16 protein-coding genes and 1 pseudogene are annotated in these 16,387 nt (G+C 58.7%); 10 read left to right on the top strand and 7 right to left on the bottom strand.

The window, feature by feature from the left end; translation table 11 throughout:
* Nucleotides 1–220: 220 nt before the first annotated feature.
* Nucleotides 221–451 carry a hypothetical protein gene (locus tag JWR89_RS17330; RefSeq protein WP_299718316.1) on the bottom strand — a complete coding sequence of 77 codons (231 nt, stop codon included), beginning with the start codon at nt 449–451 and terminating at the stop codon, nt 221–223.
* A 167-nt stretch (nt 452–618) separates the two neighbouring features.
* Nucleotides 619–807, bottom strand: a complete 189-nt coding sequence (locus JWR89_RS17335) for a hypothetical protein (protein ID WP_299718319.1) — start codon at nt 805–807, stop codon at nt 619–621.
* A 422-nt stretch (nt 808–1,229) separates the two neighbouring features.
* Here JWR89_RS17335 and JWR89_RS17340 point away from each other — a divergent pair, with 422 nt between their 5' ends.
* Entirely contained in the window at nt 1,230–1,391 is a 162-nt protein-coding gene (locus JWR89_RS17340) for a Flp family type IVb pilin (protein WP_299718321.1), read from the top strand.
* Between the two features lie 57 nt (nt 1,392–1,448).
* Here JWR89_RS17340 and JWR89_RS17345 read toward each other — a convergent pair whose 3' ends face one another.
* Both JWR89_RS17345 and JWR89_RS17350 read right to left on the bottom strand, forming a co-directional pair.
* Nucleotides 1,449–1,865: a hypothetical protein gene (locus JWR89_RS17345; RefSeq protein WP_299718323.1), complete on the bottom strand. Its 417-nt coding sequence runs from the start codon at nt 1,863–1,865 to the stop codon at nt 1,449–1,451.
* Between the two features lie 222 nt (nt 1,866–2,087).
* Nucleotides 2,088–2,246 carry a DUF2934 domain-containing protein gene (locus JWR89_RS17350; protein WP_299718325.1) on the bottom strand — a complete coding sequence of 53 codons (159 nt, stop codon included), beginning with the start codon at nt 2,244–2,246 and terminating at the stop codon, nt 2,088–2,090.
* A gap of 897 nt (nt 2,247–3,143) precedes the next feature.
* Here JWR89_RS17350 and JWR89_RS17355 point away from each other — a divergent pair.
* Nucleotides 3,144–3,349: pseudogene (locus JWR89_RS17355) on the top strand (endonuclease/exonuclease/phosphatase family protein); the annotation flags it as partial.
* A 494-nt stretch (nt 3,350–3,843) separates the two neighbouring features.
* On the opposite strand, the gene JWR89_RS17360 reads toward JWR89_RS17355, so the two are convergent.
* Entirely contained in the window at nt 3,844–5,583 is a 1,740-nt protein-coding gene (locus JWR89_RS17360) for a cytochrome c biogenesis protein DipZ (protein ID WP_299718327.1), read from the bottom strand.
* Between the two features lie 137 nt (nt 5,584–5,720).
* Nucleotides 5,721–6,542 (bottom strand): SDR family NAD(P)-dependent oxidoreductase, encoded by an 822-nt coding sequence (locus JWR89_RS17365; protein WP_299718329.1) that lies wholly within the window; start codon nt 6,540–6,542, stop codon nt 5,721–5,723.
* Between the two features lie 302 nt (nt 6,543–6,844).
* On the opposite strand from JWR89_RS17365, the gene JWR89_RS17370 reads away from it, so the two are divergent.
* Nucleotides 6,845–7,882 carry an alpha/beta hydrolase gene (locus JWR89_RS17370; RefSeq protein ID WP_299718331.1) on the top strand — a complete coding sequence of 346 codons (1,038 nt, stop codon included), beginning with the start codon at nt 6,845–6,847 and terminating at the stop codon, nt 7,880–7,882.
* Between the two features lie 124 nt (nt 7,883–8,006).
* On the opposite strand, the gene JWR89_RS17375 is transcribed toward JWR89_RS17370, so the two are convergent.
* Nucleotides 8,007–8,339 (bottom strand): hypothetical protein, encoded by a 333-nt coding sequence (locus tag JWR89_RS17375; protein WP_299718333.1) that lies wholly within the window; start codon nt 8,337–8,339, stop codon nt 8,007–8,009.
* Nucleotides 8,340–8,709: 370 nt separating this feature from the next.
* Between JWR89_RS17375 and JWR89_RS17380 the strand changes: the two genes are divergently transcribed.
* The 7 genes from JWR89_RS17380 to JWR89_RS17410 form a co-directional block, all read left to right on the top strand.
* Nucleotides 8,710–9,750 (top strand): alpha/beta hydrolase, encoded by a 1,041-nt coding sequence (locus tag JWR89_RS17380; RefSeq protein ID WP_299718335.1) that lies wholly within the window; start codon nt 8,710–8,712, stop codon nt 9,748–9,750.
* 25 nt (nt 9,751–9,775) lie between these two features.
* The gene (locus JWR89_RS17385; RefSeq protein ID WP_299718338.1) at nt 9,776–10,285 is read left to right on the top strand and encodes a cytochrome P460 family protein; all 510 of its coding nucleotides are present in this window, start codon (nt 9,776–9,778) and stop codon (nt 10,283–10,285) included.
* 27 nt (nt 10,286–10,312) lie between these two features.
* Complete coding sequence (locus JWR89_RS17390; RefSeq protein ID WP_299718340.1) at nt 10,313–10,732, top strand: organic hydroperoxide resistance protein; 420 nt, start codon at nt 10,313–10,315, stop codon at nt 10,730–10,732.
* 155 nt (nt 10,733–10,887) lie between these two features.
* Nucleotides 10,888–13,164 carry a PAS domain-containing protein gene (locus tag JWR89_RS17395; protein ID WP_299718342.1) on the top strand — a complete coding sequence of 759 codons (2,277 nt, stop codon included), beginning with the start codon at nt 10,888–10,890 and terminating at the stop codon, nt 13,162–13,164.
* Nucleotides 13,165–13,234: 70 nt separating this feature from the next.
* Nucleotides 13,235–13,870 carry a response regulator gene (locus JWR89_RS17400; protein ID WP_299718344.1) on the top strand — a complete coding sequence of 212 codons (636 nt, stop codon included), beginning with the start codon at nt 13,235–13,237 and terminating at the stop codon, nt 13,868–13,870.
* 161 nt (nt 13,871–14,031) lie between these two features.
* A complete protein-coding gene (locus JWR89_RS17405) occupies nt 14,032–15,621 on the top strand; it encodes an ABC-F family ATP-binding cassette domain-containing protein (RefSeq protein WP_299718346.1) in 1,590 nt (529 codons plus the stop codon).
* Nucleotides 15,622–16,048: 427 nt separating this feature from the next.
* Nucleotides 16,049–16,387, top strand: a 339-nt coding sequence (locus JWR89_RS17410) for a hypothetical protein (RefSeq protein WP_299718348.1), incomplete at its 3' end; no start/stop codon positions are given.

Here is a 16,387-nt window from a genome sequence, read left to right on the forward strand (position 1 = left end):
GGCAGAATTCTGTCATGGGACAAGCCGAACGGCCAACTTGCCCTCATTGCAGGGCACCTTTGATCCTTGCATTGCCACCCGGCGGCAAGGGACTGCGCACGTTTCAGTGCTTGGATTGCGAGCGCCCAGACCCACTGAAGACAGAGCGAGTAACGGGTTGGTTGAAGGGCGAACTCCGGCCACCGGAGTAAGGCTGCCTCAGGGTAACCAGTGAGGTTTCTCACTGCGTCTCGGCAGCGACCTTGATACGGAAAATGGGCCTACCGTCGCCGTCAAGCACCTCCAGTTGCCACACCGGGTCACTCGCCAAATCGATGGCGATGTTCCGTGCGAAATCCGTAAAAATCCCGGCGGCCTCATCCCGCGCAGCAGCATAATCCGAGAATCTGACAGGGTTGCCGGCGGTGGCACGGCGCGTTGCGCTTCGGATCTGGAAGTAGAAATGGGGCATGTGCCCGTGTACCCGCTTAGGGCGGGACTGTCTGCCCGGTCGCCGACGACGCTGGCCCACCGAGGCTCCTACTTTGAATCTGCGAGTGGCAATGACGAACTCCGGATAGCCCAAGCGTGCTTAATGCTCATGGCTTTGATAGCGGCCTTTTTCGTGACCGATGCATCTCAATTGCTTCTCAATGCCATTTCGGCCCGCGATGATGCCTCCTCGGCAATCGCCTCCCACACGATGATCTTGTATTCGTTCGGCCATTTCATTTTTTTCATCGCGCGATCGATGCCAGACAGCACGTCTTCCGCCATGGCCGAAATCCGACCGGCCAGGGCCATGGCTTGTATAATGTCGTCGCTCATTTTCCTCTCCTTCCGTCATGCAGGTTAATGGCGTGCGGCGGCAGAACAGCATCATGCGCTATGAGATGCGGTTGCTCATAGACGGCAGGGTGGTCTGGGACGCGCAGTCGAATGGGCCGGCTGCGCGATTACGATTCAACATGCAGCAGTGATTCGGGCGACATAACGGCGCGCAAGTGCGATCGGCCGTTGAGGCGGCTCGCTTTGTTGCCCAAGAGCGGGGCTATTGAATAAGGGCTACTGCGAGATCAGCTTTAGTCGAAAGCGATTTCGCAATTTCCAGACCTACTGAGGCGACCAACCCACTGGCGTGATCGGGTTTCTCGCGGTGTCATGGGGGACGAGAGCAACGTCACAGCGCGAACATCTGTTTCGCAGTGCTCCTTAAAGCTTCGTTAAATAAATTGCGGTCCGATTGCTTCATGAAATATCTAAAGGCGTTCATTGCTGACGAGTCGGGCGCGACCGCAATCGAGTATGGTCTCATTGCAGCGGGCATTGCGCTGGTTATTATATCAGCCGTCAACGGTATTGGAACGAAGTTGAGCGCTAAGTTCAACGCAATCAGCACATCGCTTAAGTAAAATCCCCTGTCGGCCCAAGTACGGTCTCATTTAGCCACTTGTAAAGAAACCCCGTGCTCAATGCTCCGTAGTGGCAGCCTCGACGGGTTTGACCGGTTCGGCCTCTGAGGGCTGGCGATAGTTGAGTCTGCATACCTTACGTTCGGAGTGCCAAAGCTGCACTTCGAAGCCGAAGATAAGTGAATATGCCTCACATCGTGCAGCTTCGTCGTCATCTGCAATGAGCGGAAAAGACCGCTTCAATAATCCGTCGCGACCGATAAAAAGCACGCGATACTCTAGTCGATCATGCAAGCTCGCCGGCATCGTAGCGGTGCCTGTTGTAGAGACCGCTGTATTGTCGCTCAAATTAGTTAGCGCCATATCTACGAGGTTGGTCAGACGGCCAAGCCCCAGCAGTTTGGCGCGGTGTCGGCTAACAAGCAGATCGCGCTGCAGTCGTTCAATTGACTGATGATAGAGCAAGCCCTCCATGGAACTCTCCGCTTCTGACGGGGCCTTCCCTGTCGTCGGTAGGAGCCACGAATCAGCACGACGATAAGTTAGTCAACCACACCAATGTGCGGCAGGCGACCAATACTTCAGGTTGCATCGGGGTACCTTCGGGACTGTTGGCGTCGCTGCCGGCAATTTTAGCACCCTCGTCCCCATAGTCGTCACCCTAATTCAAGAGCTCCCGATGATGGGGCGTTTATTCTATTCTGGCATTGGCTTTGGGGCATCGCCCGGGGCATCGGCTTCAAGCTCGCTCTTGGCCTGATGCCAGAAGTCGGCAGGATCTTTATCCGGCTTACCGGCCTTCTCCCACAACCGGTAGGCAAGTTCGCGAATCTGTTCGTCTGAAAATTCAGGCATCTGACTGCTCCCTGTTTGCAAAATAATGCACAGCGGCCGAGAAGCGTTCCTCATCAATAAGGCGGACGCTTCACGAGTTCAGGCAGCCGAGAAATGTCCTCGCTAATCGACGCGCTTCATCACGAGTCAAGGTAGACACCGCGTACTGATATCCGCGACTGTGAAGGTCTAGCCGTAATCCTGATTTCGAGCATAAAAACGAAAGCGTCGGCCGGAATATCTGACGGCCTGTGCCAGGTTCCGTAAACGATCGTCATGAAGATTTGTGCATTTTTACGGAGTGGAGTGAGTTTCCCATGCCCAAATATCATTTTCCAATCGTTGACGGCGTGACACGTCCCGACCCCGGTGGGGATTGACCTGAAGAATGGCGAGCAGGCGAAATCGCACGCGATGTTCGAACGAGCGGCAGTTTGGACGGTTCGGCGAATGACTACGCGGTCTTGAGCGAAGGCCGCCGCCACCATTGCCCTAGAACCAGTAGCCCTTATGGCGGGTCGCCAGCTATGCCAGCCCAAGGACGGCCAGAAACAGCGCTATGACGCCGGCTGATAGGATGCCGCGAGGAGGGTCAGTTGGTCAATGAAGGTCACCGCGGCCTAAGCCTGGCTTCAATCTCGGTCAGGCTCTCCTTGATCGACTCCAAATTGACCTCCATGCGGGTCAGCCGATCGGCTTGGAGGGCCGCACTAACATCAACATTTTTTCCGATTTTGCGGCCCACCCCTCCGTTATTCCATAACGGCTGATGGACGAATGATCGCTGTAGCGGCAACGCGTTTGAGTCGAGGCGCTGGATCGCGGCCGGAGCCTCACCTCAGAGAGAGGAGACGCTATCGACGACCACTTTTTGGATATGACCGAAGATCCGGCTGAGGTTCACTAATGATCCCGATGCTGCGCGAGCGCCATCCGGATAATCCGATGTATACGTTCTGGTCGTACTGGCGAAACCGCTACGGCGGGACGCCGGCCTCCGCATCGACCATCTGCTTCTCAGCCCCGCGTTGCGGCCGCGCCTCAAGGATGCCGGCGCTGATCGCGCGGTTCGCAGTAAGCCGGACCCGAGCGACCATGCTCCCGCGTGGATAGTGCTGAAATAAAGGTCTTGGTCGGCGTACCGAGCGTTGCGCTGAATGCGCGTCCCGGACTGAGGCCCAAACAGGAGAGCGAAGCCTGTCGTTACATGCTACGATCCGCTTTTGGGAGGGTGTTGTGTGTAAAACTCCTGCGTCCAAACACGCACTGACCGAAATTATCCGCGAACGGATGAAAGATTTTTCGGAGTGTCCTCTAGGCATCAGCATCGAAATTAGAAAAGTCCAAACCTCGGAGGGCCCCGGCTGGACCGCGGTCACGAGCCCCGAAGATTCCCTTGCGTACATTAAATGCGCGCGGATCGTGGGAGCCTTAACTATAGAGCTTCGACGGCAATACGAGCTGTCGGACGATTAGCGGCGGGCCGCGGCGTTCGTCGTTTTCGCAAAATCCCATTCGCGATCGTGTGTTCGATCACGAACTTGATCGATTCATCTTTGCGTCCATTTCACTTATATCGTGAAGGTAGCCTAATTAGCTACCACCGCTCTCGTGCTCTTCAGCCGAACGTAAAAACATAAGCGCGCACGCCGCCCCCTGAAAACTCGATCTTGAATGTGCGATCGACGATGCCGGACGACTGACGGATCAATTGATAGAGCCGCGTGTCCATGATGCTCCCCCAGCCGTCAGCGTCGGTGTCGGCGCCGTGATTCGCCCCAGGGGGCGCACCATCGATCGTGACGCGAAAGCGTATCGGCGCGCCGGTCACAGCAGGTCCCACCACCAGATGAAGGTCTCGTGCGTGAAAACGAAATGAAATGCTACCGGTCTTGTCCGAAAGTTCTGCAAACTCGCGGCTAATGGTCCAAACGCCGTCGAGCGTCCACCGGTTGAGCGGCAGGTGCGCGATGTCGCGATAAGAACTTGGGACGTCCTCGCGCGCGCCCCCGGGCGAGGTGAAGCCGGTCGCCTGTCCATAGCCGAGATAGGTCTCTGGAGTTTGCACATCAACGCCGTCTGCAGCGGCCTGAACACCTTCGCCCTCGATTCCCGCGACTTCCGTCTCGGGATTGCGACCCGCTTCGGCCAGCAACTGACGAATAGCGTTCTCGGAGGCGACATAGTCGCCTTCGCCGATGGCCTGGTGTCGAACGCGGCCGTCGGCACCAATGAAATACAGAGCCGGCCAGGCGTTGTTGTCGAAAGCTCGCCAGATCTTAAAGTCGCTATCGATTGCGATCGGATAGCTGACGCCCAGCATGGCCGCCGCCTTGGTGACATTGCCAACGTCCTTCTCGAAAGCGAACTCCGGTGTGTGCACCCCGATGACGACCAAGCCTCGATCTCGATATTTTTGGGCCCAGCCGCGGATATAGGGGAGAGCTCGAAGGCAATTGATGCAGGAATAGGTCCAGAAATTCACCAGCACGACCTTGCCGCGCAGATCTGCCGCGGTCAGTGGCGGCGTGTTGAGCCATTGCACCGCACCCAGCACCGAGGATAGCGGCTGCGGCAGTGCAGGGCTTTCCGCCGAATCGGGGGCAGTTGATTTGGGACCTATCGCCTGCGGACGGAGCGTCGTCACGAGGTTGTTTTCGAATGCGAACGTGCTGGGCAGGGACAGGCGCGTCAGTGTTCCGGTGTCCAGCCCCGTCCAGATGGCTGCTGCACCGATCACGATCGCTGCTCCAAGGCTGCGACGCAAGCCGTCGCCCCATGGCATCGCCTGCTTCACTAGCACGAGCAGGCGACCGCCCAATAGCATGCCGACGGCAAGGGAGGTCGAAGCTCCTAGTGCGTAAGCAAATAGGAGCAGCGTGGTTTCCAGGCCGGGGCCGCGTAAGGCCGCTCCGGTCAGGATCAATCCCAGCACGGGCCCTGCACACGGGGCCCATACGAACCCCGTTGCGACGCCGAGCAGGATGGATGCTTGCCATGTTTGATTGTCGCCGCTGCCGCGTCGCCCAACCCGGTCTGATAGGCGAGCACCGACGAAGACCAGGGGCGCCATCAGGCGCGCGGCCAAGCCCGGAAGCAGCATCGAAAGGCCGAACAGTGTCACCGCAACAAGGGCGATGGCCCGACCTGCACGGTTGGCCTCGACGGCCCATCCGCCGGCGACTGCCGCCAGGCTTGCGACAGCCGCAAATGTCAGTGCGAGGCCAATCAGGAGAGGTAGTCCGCTGCGGCGGAATGGCTTCCCCGTCCCAGCGAGGACGATGGGAAGGATCGGAAGGATGCAGGGTGATGCGATGGTAAGCACACCGGCGGCATAGGCGAGGATCGACAGGGTCACGCGCCATCTCCATGTAGCGAAGAGGAAATGCAAGCCTGCGGAAGGACGCTCTGCGATCCGTCTTGTGGGCGCCGCATCTCCGGCTCTCTGGAGCTATTCGAATATGAAGGCTCGCGTGCCACTGAGAGCGATCACGCTTAGAAGTCGATGGATCGGCTAAGGCTACGCCAGCGATCGATCTCGCAAAAGCGCTCTTCGTCCGCCGCTTCGATCGCCTGCACGGCGTCGCTACCAAGCGCGATGCGCAGTGGAGGCTTGTCCATGTTGGCCAGTGTCATGATCACCGAAGCGGCCTTGGCAGGATCGCCGGGCTGTTGGCCGTGATATTGTCGCTGCATTCGGATGGTCGCGCCGACGACGGCATCATATTCGGGGCGCCCCTCACAAGCTTTGTCAGAGGAGCGCGCAAAATCCGTGCGTAACCCGCCGGGTTCGACGATGGTGACATGGACACCGATCAGCTTCATTTCACGTGAGAGCGATTCCGAGAATCCTTCCACGCCCCATTTTGCAGCCGAGTAAGCGGCGCGCGCCGGTGCGCCGATCCGGCCACCCGTCGATGAAACCTGGATGATGTTTCCGCGTCGCTGGGCGCGAAGCGTTGGAATGGCCGCTTTGGTGACGATGATCGTCCCGAGAAGATTGGTCTCTATCTGGCTCCGAAACGAGGTAAGCGAGGTCTCCTCGACAGATCCCAACTCGCCATATCCGGCATTGTTGACGACGATATCCAGGCTTCCGAACGACTGCATTGCCAGATTGACCGCATCTTGCGCGCTCTGATCGTTCGTGACGTCGAGATCGGCAACCCGGACCAGATCTCCGTATCTGTCGCGCAGATAAGTCAGTTCCTTCGAGTTTCGCGCAGTCGCCACAAGGCGGTCGCCGGCTGCAAGAACGGCTTCCGAAAGCGCTTTGCCGAGCCCTTTGGAGCATCCGGTGATCAGCCATGTCTTCATAACGACTCCATGCCGTATTGGGCGGGTGCATCGAAAGCCCGTTCGTGAATCTGCGCCGGGAGGTAGGGCCCGATGGCGATAGCTAATCCGCCGGACTTATGGCTCCCATGGCACTCATGGATCGACGACTAACACCTTGGTCGTAGTTGGCTGTCTTGGGAGCCGATACGCGCACCGGATGGGTGCTTGTATATCAGTGAGGCGGCTTCGGTCGGAGAGCATGCGTCCGCCAATTCTTGAACGCCGCGCCGTGCGGGGACACTTCGCGACATTATTCGACGTAGCAATCTGGAGAGGATCTGATGGATAGCGATTTCAACGAAGAACGGCGGCATCTGCTCGGCGTCGCGGCTGCAACCTTCGCGTTTGCTCAACTGGGCTTGAGCTCGGCGGAAGCCAAACCGGCCAAGTTATCCGGCAACAAGGGTGTGCCGGCGCAATTAGGTCCATTGAAGCAGATCGACGCGGGTGTGCTCAATGTTGGTTATGTCGATACGGGACCGGCAGACGGCCCGGTGGTCATCCTGCTGCATGGTTGGCCGTACGATATTCACGCCTTTGTCGAAGTCGCGCCGATTCTGGTCTCAAGCGGATTCCGAGTGATTATTCCGCATTTACGGGGCTATGGCACGACGCGATTTCTATCCAGCGACGCGCTTCGCAATGGCCAGCAGGCTGCTCTTGGGGTCGATGTCATTGCCCTGATGGACGCTCTCAAGATCGATAAGGCGCATCTCGCAGGTTTCGACTGGGGCGCGCGGACCGTGAACATCGTTGCTGCCATGTGGCCGGAACGCTGCAAGTCAATGGTGTCGGTGAGCGGCTACCTCATCGGCAGCCAGGATGCCAACAAGGCACCCTTGCCGCCGAAGGCGGAGTTGCAATGGTGGTATCAGTATTATTTCGCGACCGAGCGCGGCAGGGCAGGATACGACAAGTACCGGCACGACTTTGCCAAGCTGATCTGGCAGATAGCCTCACCGAAATGGCAATTCGACGACGCGACCTTCGATCGAAGCGCTGCCTCCCTCGACAATCCGGATCATGTCAGCGTCTCGATTCACAATTATCGATGGCGCCTCGGACTGGGCGAGGGGGAGGCGAAGTACGACGATCTTGAAAAAAGGCTCGCTGCAGCGCCCGTCATCTCCGTTCCGACGATCACCCTCGAAGGCGATGCCAACGGGGCACCTCACCCCGACAGCAACGTCTATGCTAAAAAATTCTCGGGCAAGTACCAGCATCGTCTCATCAAGGGCGGCATCGGCCACAACCTGCCGCAGGAAGCGCCGCAGGCATTTGCCTCTGCGATTATCGATGTCAGCAAGTACCAGGTTTAGCGTGCGGCGCCTGTAGCTGGATTTGATATGATTGCGGCGGGCTCGAAAGATTGCCCGCCGCCGAACGTTTTGACTGGACTCGCTTTTCTGCCACAGGGCTGCGCGCGGGTCGATCTAGCGCACATCAGGCCGTGATCGACGTGGTCCCCGCGTCGAACGAGAAGCGTCCCGACAACTTGAAGGCTGAATTCTGCCCCTGGAAGCTTGTGCTTGTCGAATAGGTGTCGACGGCATGGACACTGGTGTGCGTTGGACTGCTTGCCTTCCCGTCTTCCTGGATGGCGAGCAGAAAATGTTGAAGCGCACTCGTCATCGCCTGCTTGGCCATATCGGGCGCGGCAGATTGCCCGGGTGTGAAGTAGATGTCCTGGCCCGCGGGCTGTAGAAAGCTGTAGCTAAATTCACCCTTGATGGTTCCGTTGGCTCCGTCCGTGCTGACCGGGATTTCAAAGGGCACGCCGCTTTGCAAATCCCCCGCCGCGGTTTGGACGGCCGTCTGGTTGCTTGCCGATTGTGCCGATTGCGGGGAATCTGCATCATCAGGTTCCTAATTGTTGGTGATCACGTCTATGCCCTCATTGGTTAATGCGATCCTGATGGAAGCGGAATGTTGCTCGCCTCTCTACAATTGAGAGAGCGGACTAACACCTAGGTGTTAGTCCGAGGGCCGACAGCACGATTTGATGCGCGCGCGGTTTGCGCCACTCCTAATCCTCAGCGCGAACTCGAGCATATCCACTTGGCTTGGGGATGATGGGTACCCTCCGGAGTTCGCGCGATGCCCGTCCGCGCATGCATGGCGCGGCGAAGTCATTTGGAGAAATCGCGTGTCTGATCAAATCGACGAGCGGCGCCGCAGGCTGCTTGCAGCAGCTGCAACGACAGTTGCCGTGGCTTCCCTCGGCCTTCCGGGATCTGCCAGTGCCAAAGCGTCGGGAAATGTACAGGGGGTAAAAGGCGCGACCGGCGCTGCGTTCGGGCCGCTGCGGCGGATTGATGCCGGCGTATTGAATGTAGCCTATGCCGATGTCGGTCCGGCCCATGGGCCGGTGGTCATCCTCCTCCACGGTTGGCCTTATGACATCCACGCCTTCGCAGACGTCACGCCGATCCTGGCCGCAAAGGGCTTTCGCGTCATCGTGCCCTATCTGCGCGGGTATGGCGCAACCCGGTTTCTGGCCGCCGATACGATCAGAAACGGTCAGCAGGCCGCGTTCGCAGTGGACGTCATTGCCCTGATGGATGCCCTCAAGATCGAAAGTGCGGTGTTCGGCGGGTTTGATTGGGGCGCGCGTGCGGCCAACATCGTTGCAATCTTGTGGCCCGAGCGCTGCAAGGCGTTGGTGTCGGTCAGTGGCTATGACGTCGAGGACCGCGAAGCCGACAAGGTGCCGTTGCCGCGCGCGGACGAAAAGCGTTGGTGGTACGAATTCTACTTCACGACTGAACGCGGCCGGGTCGGCTACGACAGATATCGTCACGAGTTTGCAAAACTGATCTGGCAGCTTGCTTCACCAAAGTGGCAGTTCGACGAAGCGACATTCGAACGCAGCGCTGCGGCGCTCGACAATCCCGATCAAGTCAGCATCTGCATTCATAAGTATCGCTGGCGTCTCGGACTGGCCGAGGGCGAGGCGAAATATGATGTGTTCGAAAGCAGGCTCGCCGCGGCGCCGGCGATTGCAGTGCCGACAATTACGCTAGAAGGCGATGCCAACGGCGCGCCTCATCTGGAGCCCGGTGCTTATGCCAAGAAATTCTCCGGAAAATATATGCATCGGCAGCTCAAGGGCGGCATCGGCCACAACCTGCCGCAAGAAGCTCCGCAGGCATTCGCCTCCGCGGTCGCCGATGCCAGCCGTTTGTAATGCACCAGATGCCGGGAGATCGAGAATGAAATTGTTTGTGGCCATGGTTCTCGCAGCGGCAGCCGCTGCGTCGGTCCTGATCGCGGGTTCGGGAGAGTCGGGAAGCGCGGAAGTGGGTGACGCGTCGCCGATCTACGGGGTGCACATCCCGGCCGGCTATCGCCAGTGGGAGCTGATCGCGCCGGCACAGGAAGCCGAGCCGCTGAACGAACTGCGGTCCGTCCTCGGGAACGCTGTCGCGATCAAGGCTTACAAGGATCAAACCCTGCCGTTTCCCGATGGCACCATTCTGGCGAAGCTCGCATGGAAGCATATTCAGTCGCCTGATTTCGAGCCAGCGTCCGTTCCGGGAGCGGCGACGACAGTCCAGATCATGGTCAAGGATTCGAAAAAATATCCGGCAACGGGGGGATGGGGATTCGGGCGCTTCATCGATGGCAAGCCGGTGGATGAAGCGCAGCATGAGACGTGTTTTGCCTGCCATGAGGCGCGCGTGAGAGCCCGCGACTACGTGTTCACCCGCTACGCCAAGTAATTGCATCACCCTAAACAGGAGAGTTTCGTGGCAGCTATCAACAATGTTATCTACACCGCAAAGACCCATACTTCGGGAGGCCGGTCAAACGGTACGGCACGCAGTTCGGACGGACGGCTCGATATTCGGTTTGCGACACCGGGCAGTACCGATGTCGGAACCAACCCCGAGCAATTGTTCGCAGCCGGCTGGTCGGCCTGTTTCCAGGGCGCCATGGGGCTTGCGGCGAAGCGCCTGAAGGTGACGATGCCGTCGGACACGACGATCGATGCTGAGGTCGATCTGTGCCTGGCCGATGGCGCATACTTTCTGCGGGCCCGGTTGAATGTCGGGCTGCCCGGACTGGAACGCAATGTGGCACAGAAGCTCGTCGATGCCGCCCACGAGACCTGTCCATATTCCAAGGCGATCCGTGGCAATGTCGACGTTGTGGTCAGCGTCATCTAGGGAGTGTGGAGAGAGAGCGACTCGATGATCCCGGGTCGGAGGGCGATTTTCGATTTTGCCGAGCGCTTCCGGCGGGTTAATACGTCGGCGACGTCAATCGATCACTCTGAACCGCGCCAGCCTAGCTCGCTGGCGGGGTGCAGCGGAGCCCCTCTATGTCGTTCGTTCACGTGCGGAAGCCCTTCAGGACTCATGCCGCCGATGGCGCGATTGCCTCACTGGCAATCGCGGCTACACTAGCCGGCGGCCTCGGGCTGCATCGTCTGTCCGGTGTTGCGCCGTCAGCGTCGCTGTTCTCGTTCGCCATCATGCTGGTGGCATGGAGCCGAGGCATCGTGCCGGCGATCTTCGCCACGGCGCTGACCGTTTTCGTGTTCAAATACTTTTTTCTCGAGCCGATATATTCGCTTTCCGTGCGCGTCAGCGATATCCCGCAACTTGTATTCTTCGCTCTGGCCGCGTTGCTTGTCTCTTTCCTCTGCGATTCGGAGCGACGAGCGAAGCGCGCGTTGAAGGATGCCAAAGCTAAGGCCCGTGCGAACGAAGCCAGACTGGCGGAGATCCAGCGTGAACTTCAGCTCACCATCGACTCGATACCCGCGATGATCTCGGCCTATCGGCCAGACGGTGTTCATAGTTACGTAAACGCCGTATGGACCGACTATACCGGCATGACTCTCGACGAAGTCGTGGCCGCCAAAAGTGCGGGGCTGTTTCATCCGGACGATCCGGAGCGGGCGGCATGGCAGGCCTCGTTGGCCAGCGGCGAGCCGCTGATGACCGAGGCGCCGATCCGCCGCGCGGACGGTGTCTATCAATGGTTCAGTATCCGACGTACGCCACTTCGAGACGATCAGGGTCGTATCGTCAGATGGTATTCCATCGGCTTCAATATTGAAGACCGAAAGAACGCCGACAATGCACTGCGCGACAGCGAAGCGCGTCTCGCCGCTGCGGAACGGCAGCTTCGGCAAACCCTCGATCATATTCCAATTCTGGCTTGGCGGACGAAGCCCGATGGCTATGCGGAGTATCTGAACAAGCGGTGGCTCGACTATGCCGGCTTTACGCTCGAAGACTCTCTCGGCTGGCAATGGATGACGGTGATCCACCCGGACGACCTTCCGGGATTGCAGTCAACCTGGACCAAAATGCTCGAAGCCAAAGTGCCGGGCGAATGTGAAGCGCGTATGCGTCGTGCCGATGGTGCATATCGCTGGTTTCTGTTCCGCGCCGAGCCGCTGCGGGACGAGGTAGGTGCGGTGGCCGGGTGGTACGGCACCAATACGGACATTGAGGACAGGAAGCAGGCCGAAAATGCCCTGCAGCGTAACCAGGCTTACCTCGCGGAAGCGCAGAAACTCAGCAGCACCGGCAGCTTCGCGTTGAATACTGAAACCGGTGAACATTTCTGGTCTGAACAGACCTATCATATTATGCAACAGCCGCTCGAAACCAGAGTTACGACCGACCTGGTCCTCAGGTGCGTTCATCCCGACGATCGCTTGAAAATGGTAGGCGAGCTCAATCAAGCGCTCGAAGGTGGCGAGCAGTGGGATTACGAAATTCGCCTGCTGATGCCGGACCAAAGTCTGAAATATCTGCATGTAATCGCCCGGCGGGTCACCTATGAGGCCGGCCATGGTGAGGTGATCGGAGCGCTGATGGATGTCACCGAGGCAAGGAAGTCTCAGGAGGCGCTTTATGCGGCACAATCGGCTCTAGCGCATGCCGCCCGTGTCGCGACGCTTGGCGAAATAAGCGCAACCATTGCGCATGAAGTGAACCAGCCGCTCGCAGCCATCGTCGCCAACGGTCAGGCTTGCCTGCGATTTCTTGATCGTAGAGAGCCGGACCTTGGAAATGTTCGAGGTGCCGTGGAGTGGATCGTCAAAGATGGCAATCGCGCCGCGGACGTGATCCGGCGGGTCCGCGGATTGATGACGAAAGCTCACTTCGAGAAGAGCCCTGTTTCGGTCAATGAGATCATTGAGGAAGTCGAGGCACTGCTCCGCCGCCAGTTGGACGCACGGAACGTCCTGCTGCGGTTCGATCTGAAAGACGTTCCTTCGATCGTCGCCGACCGGACGCAGTTGCAGCAGGTCGTCATCAATCTGGTGATGAACGCCATCGAGGCAATGCAGGACATCACGGATCGCGCGCGGATTCTGGTGATCCGGTCCTTCCGCCAGAACACTGGCCGTGTCGCGGTCGCTTTTGATGATTCCGGTCCAGGCATTCCGGACGATCCGGAGCCGTTGTTCGATGCATTTTTCAGCACGAAGGCCAGCGGTCTTGGAATGGGATTGTCGATTTGTCGTTCGATCGTGGAGGCCCATGGCGGTCGTTTGTGGGCTATGCCAAATCCCGCTAGGTTGGGTGCCGTATTTCAATTCGAGCTGCCCCCGGAAGAGGCAAACGAACGGAATTGAGGCCGATGTGTAGCCACCGAAGAATGCTGATGCCGGGAATGGTGCGCGAGCTTATTGCGATGTACGTACCATGACGAGAGAACATCCCAAGCCTCAGCAGGTTGTCATTGTGGTCGATGACGACGAGTCGATGCGTGTTGCGATGACTTATTTGTTTCGCTCGATGGACATCGCCGTGAAGGTGTTTGGCTCCGCTGCGGAGCTGCTTGCCAGCGAATTGCCAGATATGCCGCGTTGTATCGTTCTCGACATCAGGCTTCCTGGCCTCAGCGGTCTCGACTTTCAGGATACGCTGATCAAGCAGGGACTTCGTATTCCGATCGTGTTTATGACCGGTCACGGCGATATTCCGATGTCGGTGCGGGCCATGAAAGCTGGCGCCGTCGACTTTTTGACCAAGCCATTTCGCGATCAGGACATGCTCGATGCAGTCATGCGTGCGCTCGAAGAGGATCGTCTCCGACGCGAGCGTGACAGCGCGTTGTCCGAGTTGCGAACGAGGCTCGCGAGCCTTACACCGCGACAAAGCGAAATGTTCTCACTCGTCACGTCGGGGCTTCTGAACAAGCAGATCGCTGGAATCCTGGATGTCAGCGAGGTGACCGTCAAGATCCACCGCGGGATCATGATGAAGAAGATGGACGCACGCTCTGTCGCAGATCTCGTTCGCATGGCGGAGGCGCTCGGCGTCAAGACAACGACATAATTTTTGAGTTTGAAGGGGTCTGCGCTTGCGTATAGCGCAGCACGCTGATCGTGTTGGGTAACCCACGCACCCGTCAGCGCATCATAGCGACCAACAGGAGAGCACGATGAATTTTATCCATGACAAGCCTCATAGCCTTGCCCATGGAGATATCAAACATCATGCCTTCTTCGATCATCCTGTCTCGTATCACGCTCACAGCGCCTGATGGCCGCACGCTTGTTTCCAATATTGATCTGACGTTTGCAACCGAGCGGACAGGCCTTGTCGGCCGCAATGGCGTGGGTAAGACGACGGTGCTGTCCCTGATCGCAGGCGATAGCCCGTCGGTATCAGGCGTGACCGTCAACGGGACCGTCGGCTTGCTGCGGCAGAGCGTCCAGATTACGGATGGTGAAGCGATCATCGACCTGTTCGGCGCGCGCACGGCATTGGCCGTGTTGCGACGTGCCGAGGCAGGCGAGGCCACCGGCGATGAGGTTGCAGGTGCCGACTGGACTCTCGAACGGCGGATCGCTGCGGCTCTCGCCAGCGTAGGGTTGGACGTGTCCCCAGAGACGCCGCTGACCCGACTGTCCGGCGGGCAGGCGACACGAGCGCGGCTAGCGGCACTGATTGCCGCCGGGCCTGATTTTCTGTTGCTGGATGAGCCGACGAACAATCTCGATCGCGATGGCCGACAGACGGTGGTCGAACTGCTGGCTGGATGGCAGGGCGGGGCCATTATTGTCAGCCATGATCGGGAGCTGCTCGAAGGCATGGATGTCATCGTCGAACTGTCCTCGCTCGGGGCCACCCGCTATGGCGGCAACTGGAGCCAGTATCGCCAGAGCAAACAACTGGAGCTCGCCGCTGCCCGGCGTGGATTGGCCGATGCCGAGAAGCGCGTCACTGAAATCGATCGAAAGGCTCAGGATGTCGCCGAAGCAAAAGCGCGCAAGGATGCAGGCGGACGTAAGAAGCGGGCGAAGGGGGATATGCCGCGCATTCTTTTAGGGGCGCGCAAGGATCGCAGCGAGGACAGGGGCGGGGAGAGCCGCCGGTTTTCGGATCGGCGGCGCGCGCGGGCGTTGGAAGACAGGCATGTGGCGCGCGAGCGGCTTGAAGTCCTGCAACCGTTCACGGTTCTGATTCCTCCCGCAATCGTGCCTGCAGGAAAAGCGATTCTGCAGATCGACGCCGTCAGCGCTGGTTACGACCGGAAAACGCCGGTTCTCAAAGACTTCTCATTATCTGTGACGGGGCCGGAGCGGGTCGCTCTACGCGGCCCGAACGGGTCGGGCAAGACGACTGTCCTTCGACTTCTCAGCGGCTCCCTGCTGCCTTGGAGCGGTAGCGTGCAGGTGGTGGCGGGATTCGCGATGTTTGACCAGACCGTCAGCCTGCTCGACCCTTCGCGATCTATTCTGGAGAATTTCCGACGCATCAATCCAACCGCAGAAGAAAATACATGTCGGGCGAGTCTGGCCCAGTACATGTTTCGTGCCGATGCGGCGCTGCAGACGGTTGCAAGCCTGAGCGGCGGTCAATTGCTTCGCGCCGGCCTTGCTTGCGTTCTAGGTGGTCCGATTGCGCCACCCTTGCTGATCCTCGACGAGCCGACTAACCATCTGGACTTCGATTCTGTCGGAATCGTTGAGAGCGGTTTGCGCGCTTATGATGGGGCGATGCTCGTCGTCAGCCATGACGAGGCATTTCTGAAAGCAATCGGAATTTTGCGAGAGGTTTGCCTCATTGAGATGCCTGACTGAGGGACGATAATCTTGGCTGCAAGACGGCGCGCGGTAGGTTCCCGCTGCATGATGTGCACGCGGCATTCGGCAAAGCTGGAATTGGGCGAGCGATTCGGGGCATGATTGTCTGGACCAAAGAGCGGTAAAGCCGCGCTTGTGCTGCGGTGCTCAGCTCCAATATTCCATAACGCCTCATTGACGCAGTACGGCCGAGACTGGACATGAGTTAGATCACTTCCGGCAGCTCTTTTAGCTCCCAAAGGAATGAGGCGGGCGATCATGTCTGCATTGAAATTAGGTATGGCATTTTAGTGCAATGCTTGTTTCAAGAACTGAAACAGTCGCTCCGACGAATCTCGCGTGACGTCCGCGTGGTAGCGATATTGAATGCGGTCCCGCGGATCGGATCTTCTTAGACGAATGCGTATGTCCTTGGATGGGTGTCGTGGTGGGCCCGGCAGGCATGCCGTCCCCACCAAAAATCAATCACTTAGCCGGAACTGAGACACCTGCTGTTATCGATGTTTCTCGATATATGTCTCAGGTTTTGGTCTCATCAGAGACGCCGCGTGACCCGCCTGACCCCGAAAATGGAAACGCCGCCCTGATTGGAGATCAGGACGGCGCAAAGAACTTTGCGAAGCGGGCAGCTTCTACCGATCACAACTATGCCGCCGACATCTCCCCGTCAACCTTGATCACGCCTGAGATGCGCAAGAAGGCGAAGCATCTGGAGATCAGGCTCCGGTATGCGTGGGACGATCGCGACAAGAAAGAGCGGCGC

This window comes from Tardiphaga sp., from assembly GCF_028290785.1.
Lineage (GTDB): Bacteria > Pseudomonadota > Alphaproteobacteria > Rhizobiales > Xanthobacteraceae > Tardiphaga.

Bases quoted from the DNA above. Each gene is read 5' to 3' on its own strand.
- JWR89_RS17335 (WP_299718319.1), bottom strand. From the start codon at position 807: ATGAGCGACGACATTATACAAGCCATGGCCCTGGCCGGTCGGATTTCG.
- JWR89_RS17395 (WP_299718342.1), top strand. From the start codon at position 10,888: ATGTCGTTCGTTCACGTGCGGAAGCCCTTCAGGACTCATGCCGCCGAT.
- JWR89_RS17400 (WP_299718344.1), top strand. From the start codon at position 13,235: ATGACGAGAGAACATCCCAAGCCTCAGCAGGTTGTCATTGTGGTCGAT.
- JWR89_RS17340 (WP_299718321.1), top strand. From the start codon at position 1,230: ATGAAATATCTAAAGGCGTTCATTGCTGACGAGTCGGGCGCGACCGCA.
- JWR89_RS17385 (WP_299718338.1), top strand. From the start codon at position 9,776: ATGAAATTGTTTGTGGCCATGGTTCTCGCAGCGGCAGCCGCTGCGTCG.
- JWR89_RS17330 (WP_299718316.1), bottom strand. From the start codon at position 451: ATGCCCCATTTCTACTTCCAGATCCGAAGCGCAACGCGCCGTGCCACC.
- JWR89_RS17350 (WP_299718325.1), bottom strand. From the start codon at position 2,246: ATGCCTGAATTTTCAGACGAACAGATTCGCGAACTTGCCTACCGGTTG.
- JWR89_RS17405 (WP_299718346.1), top strand. From the start codon at position 14,032: ATGCCTTCTTCGATCATCCTGTCTCGTATCACGCTCACAGCGCCTGAT.
- JWR89_RS17370 (WP_299718331.1), top strand. From the start codon at position 6,845: ATGGATAGCGATTTCAACGAAGAACGGCGGCATCTGCTCGGCGTCGCG.
- JWR89_RS17345 (WP_299718323.1), bottom strand. From the start codon at position 1,865: ATGGAGGGCTTGCTCTATCATCAGTCAATTGAACGACTGCAGCGCGAT.
- JWR89_RS17365 (WP_299718329.1), bottom strand. From the start codon at position 6,542: ATGAAGACATGGCTGATCACCGGATGCTCCAAAGGGCTCGGCAAAGCG.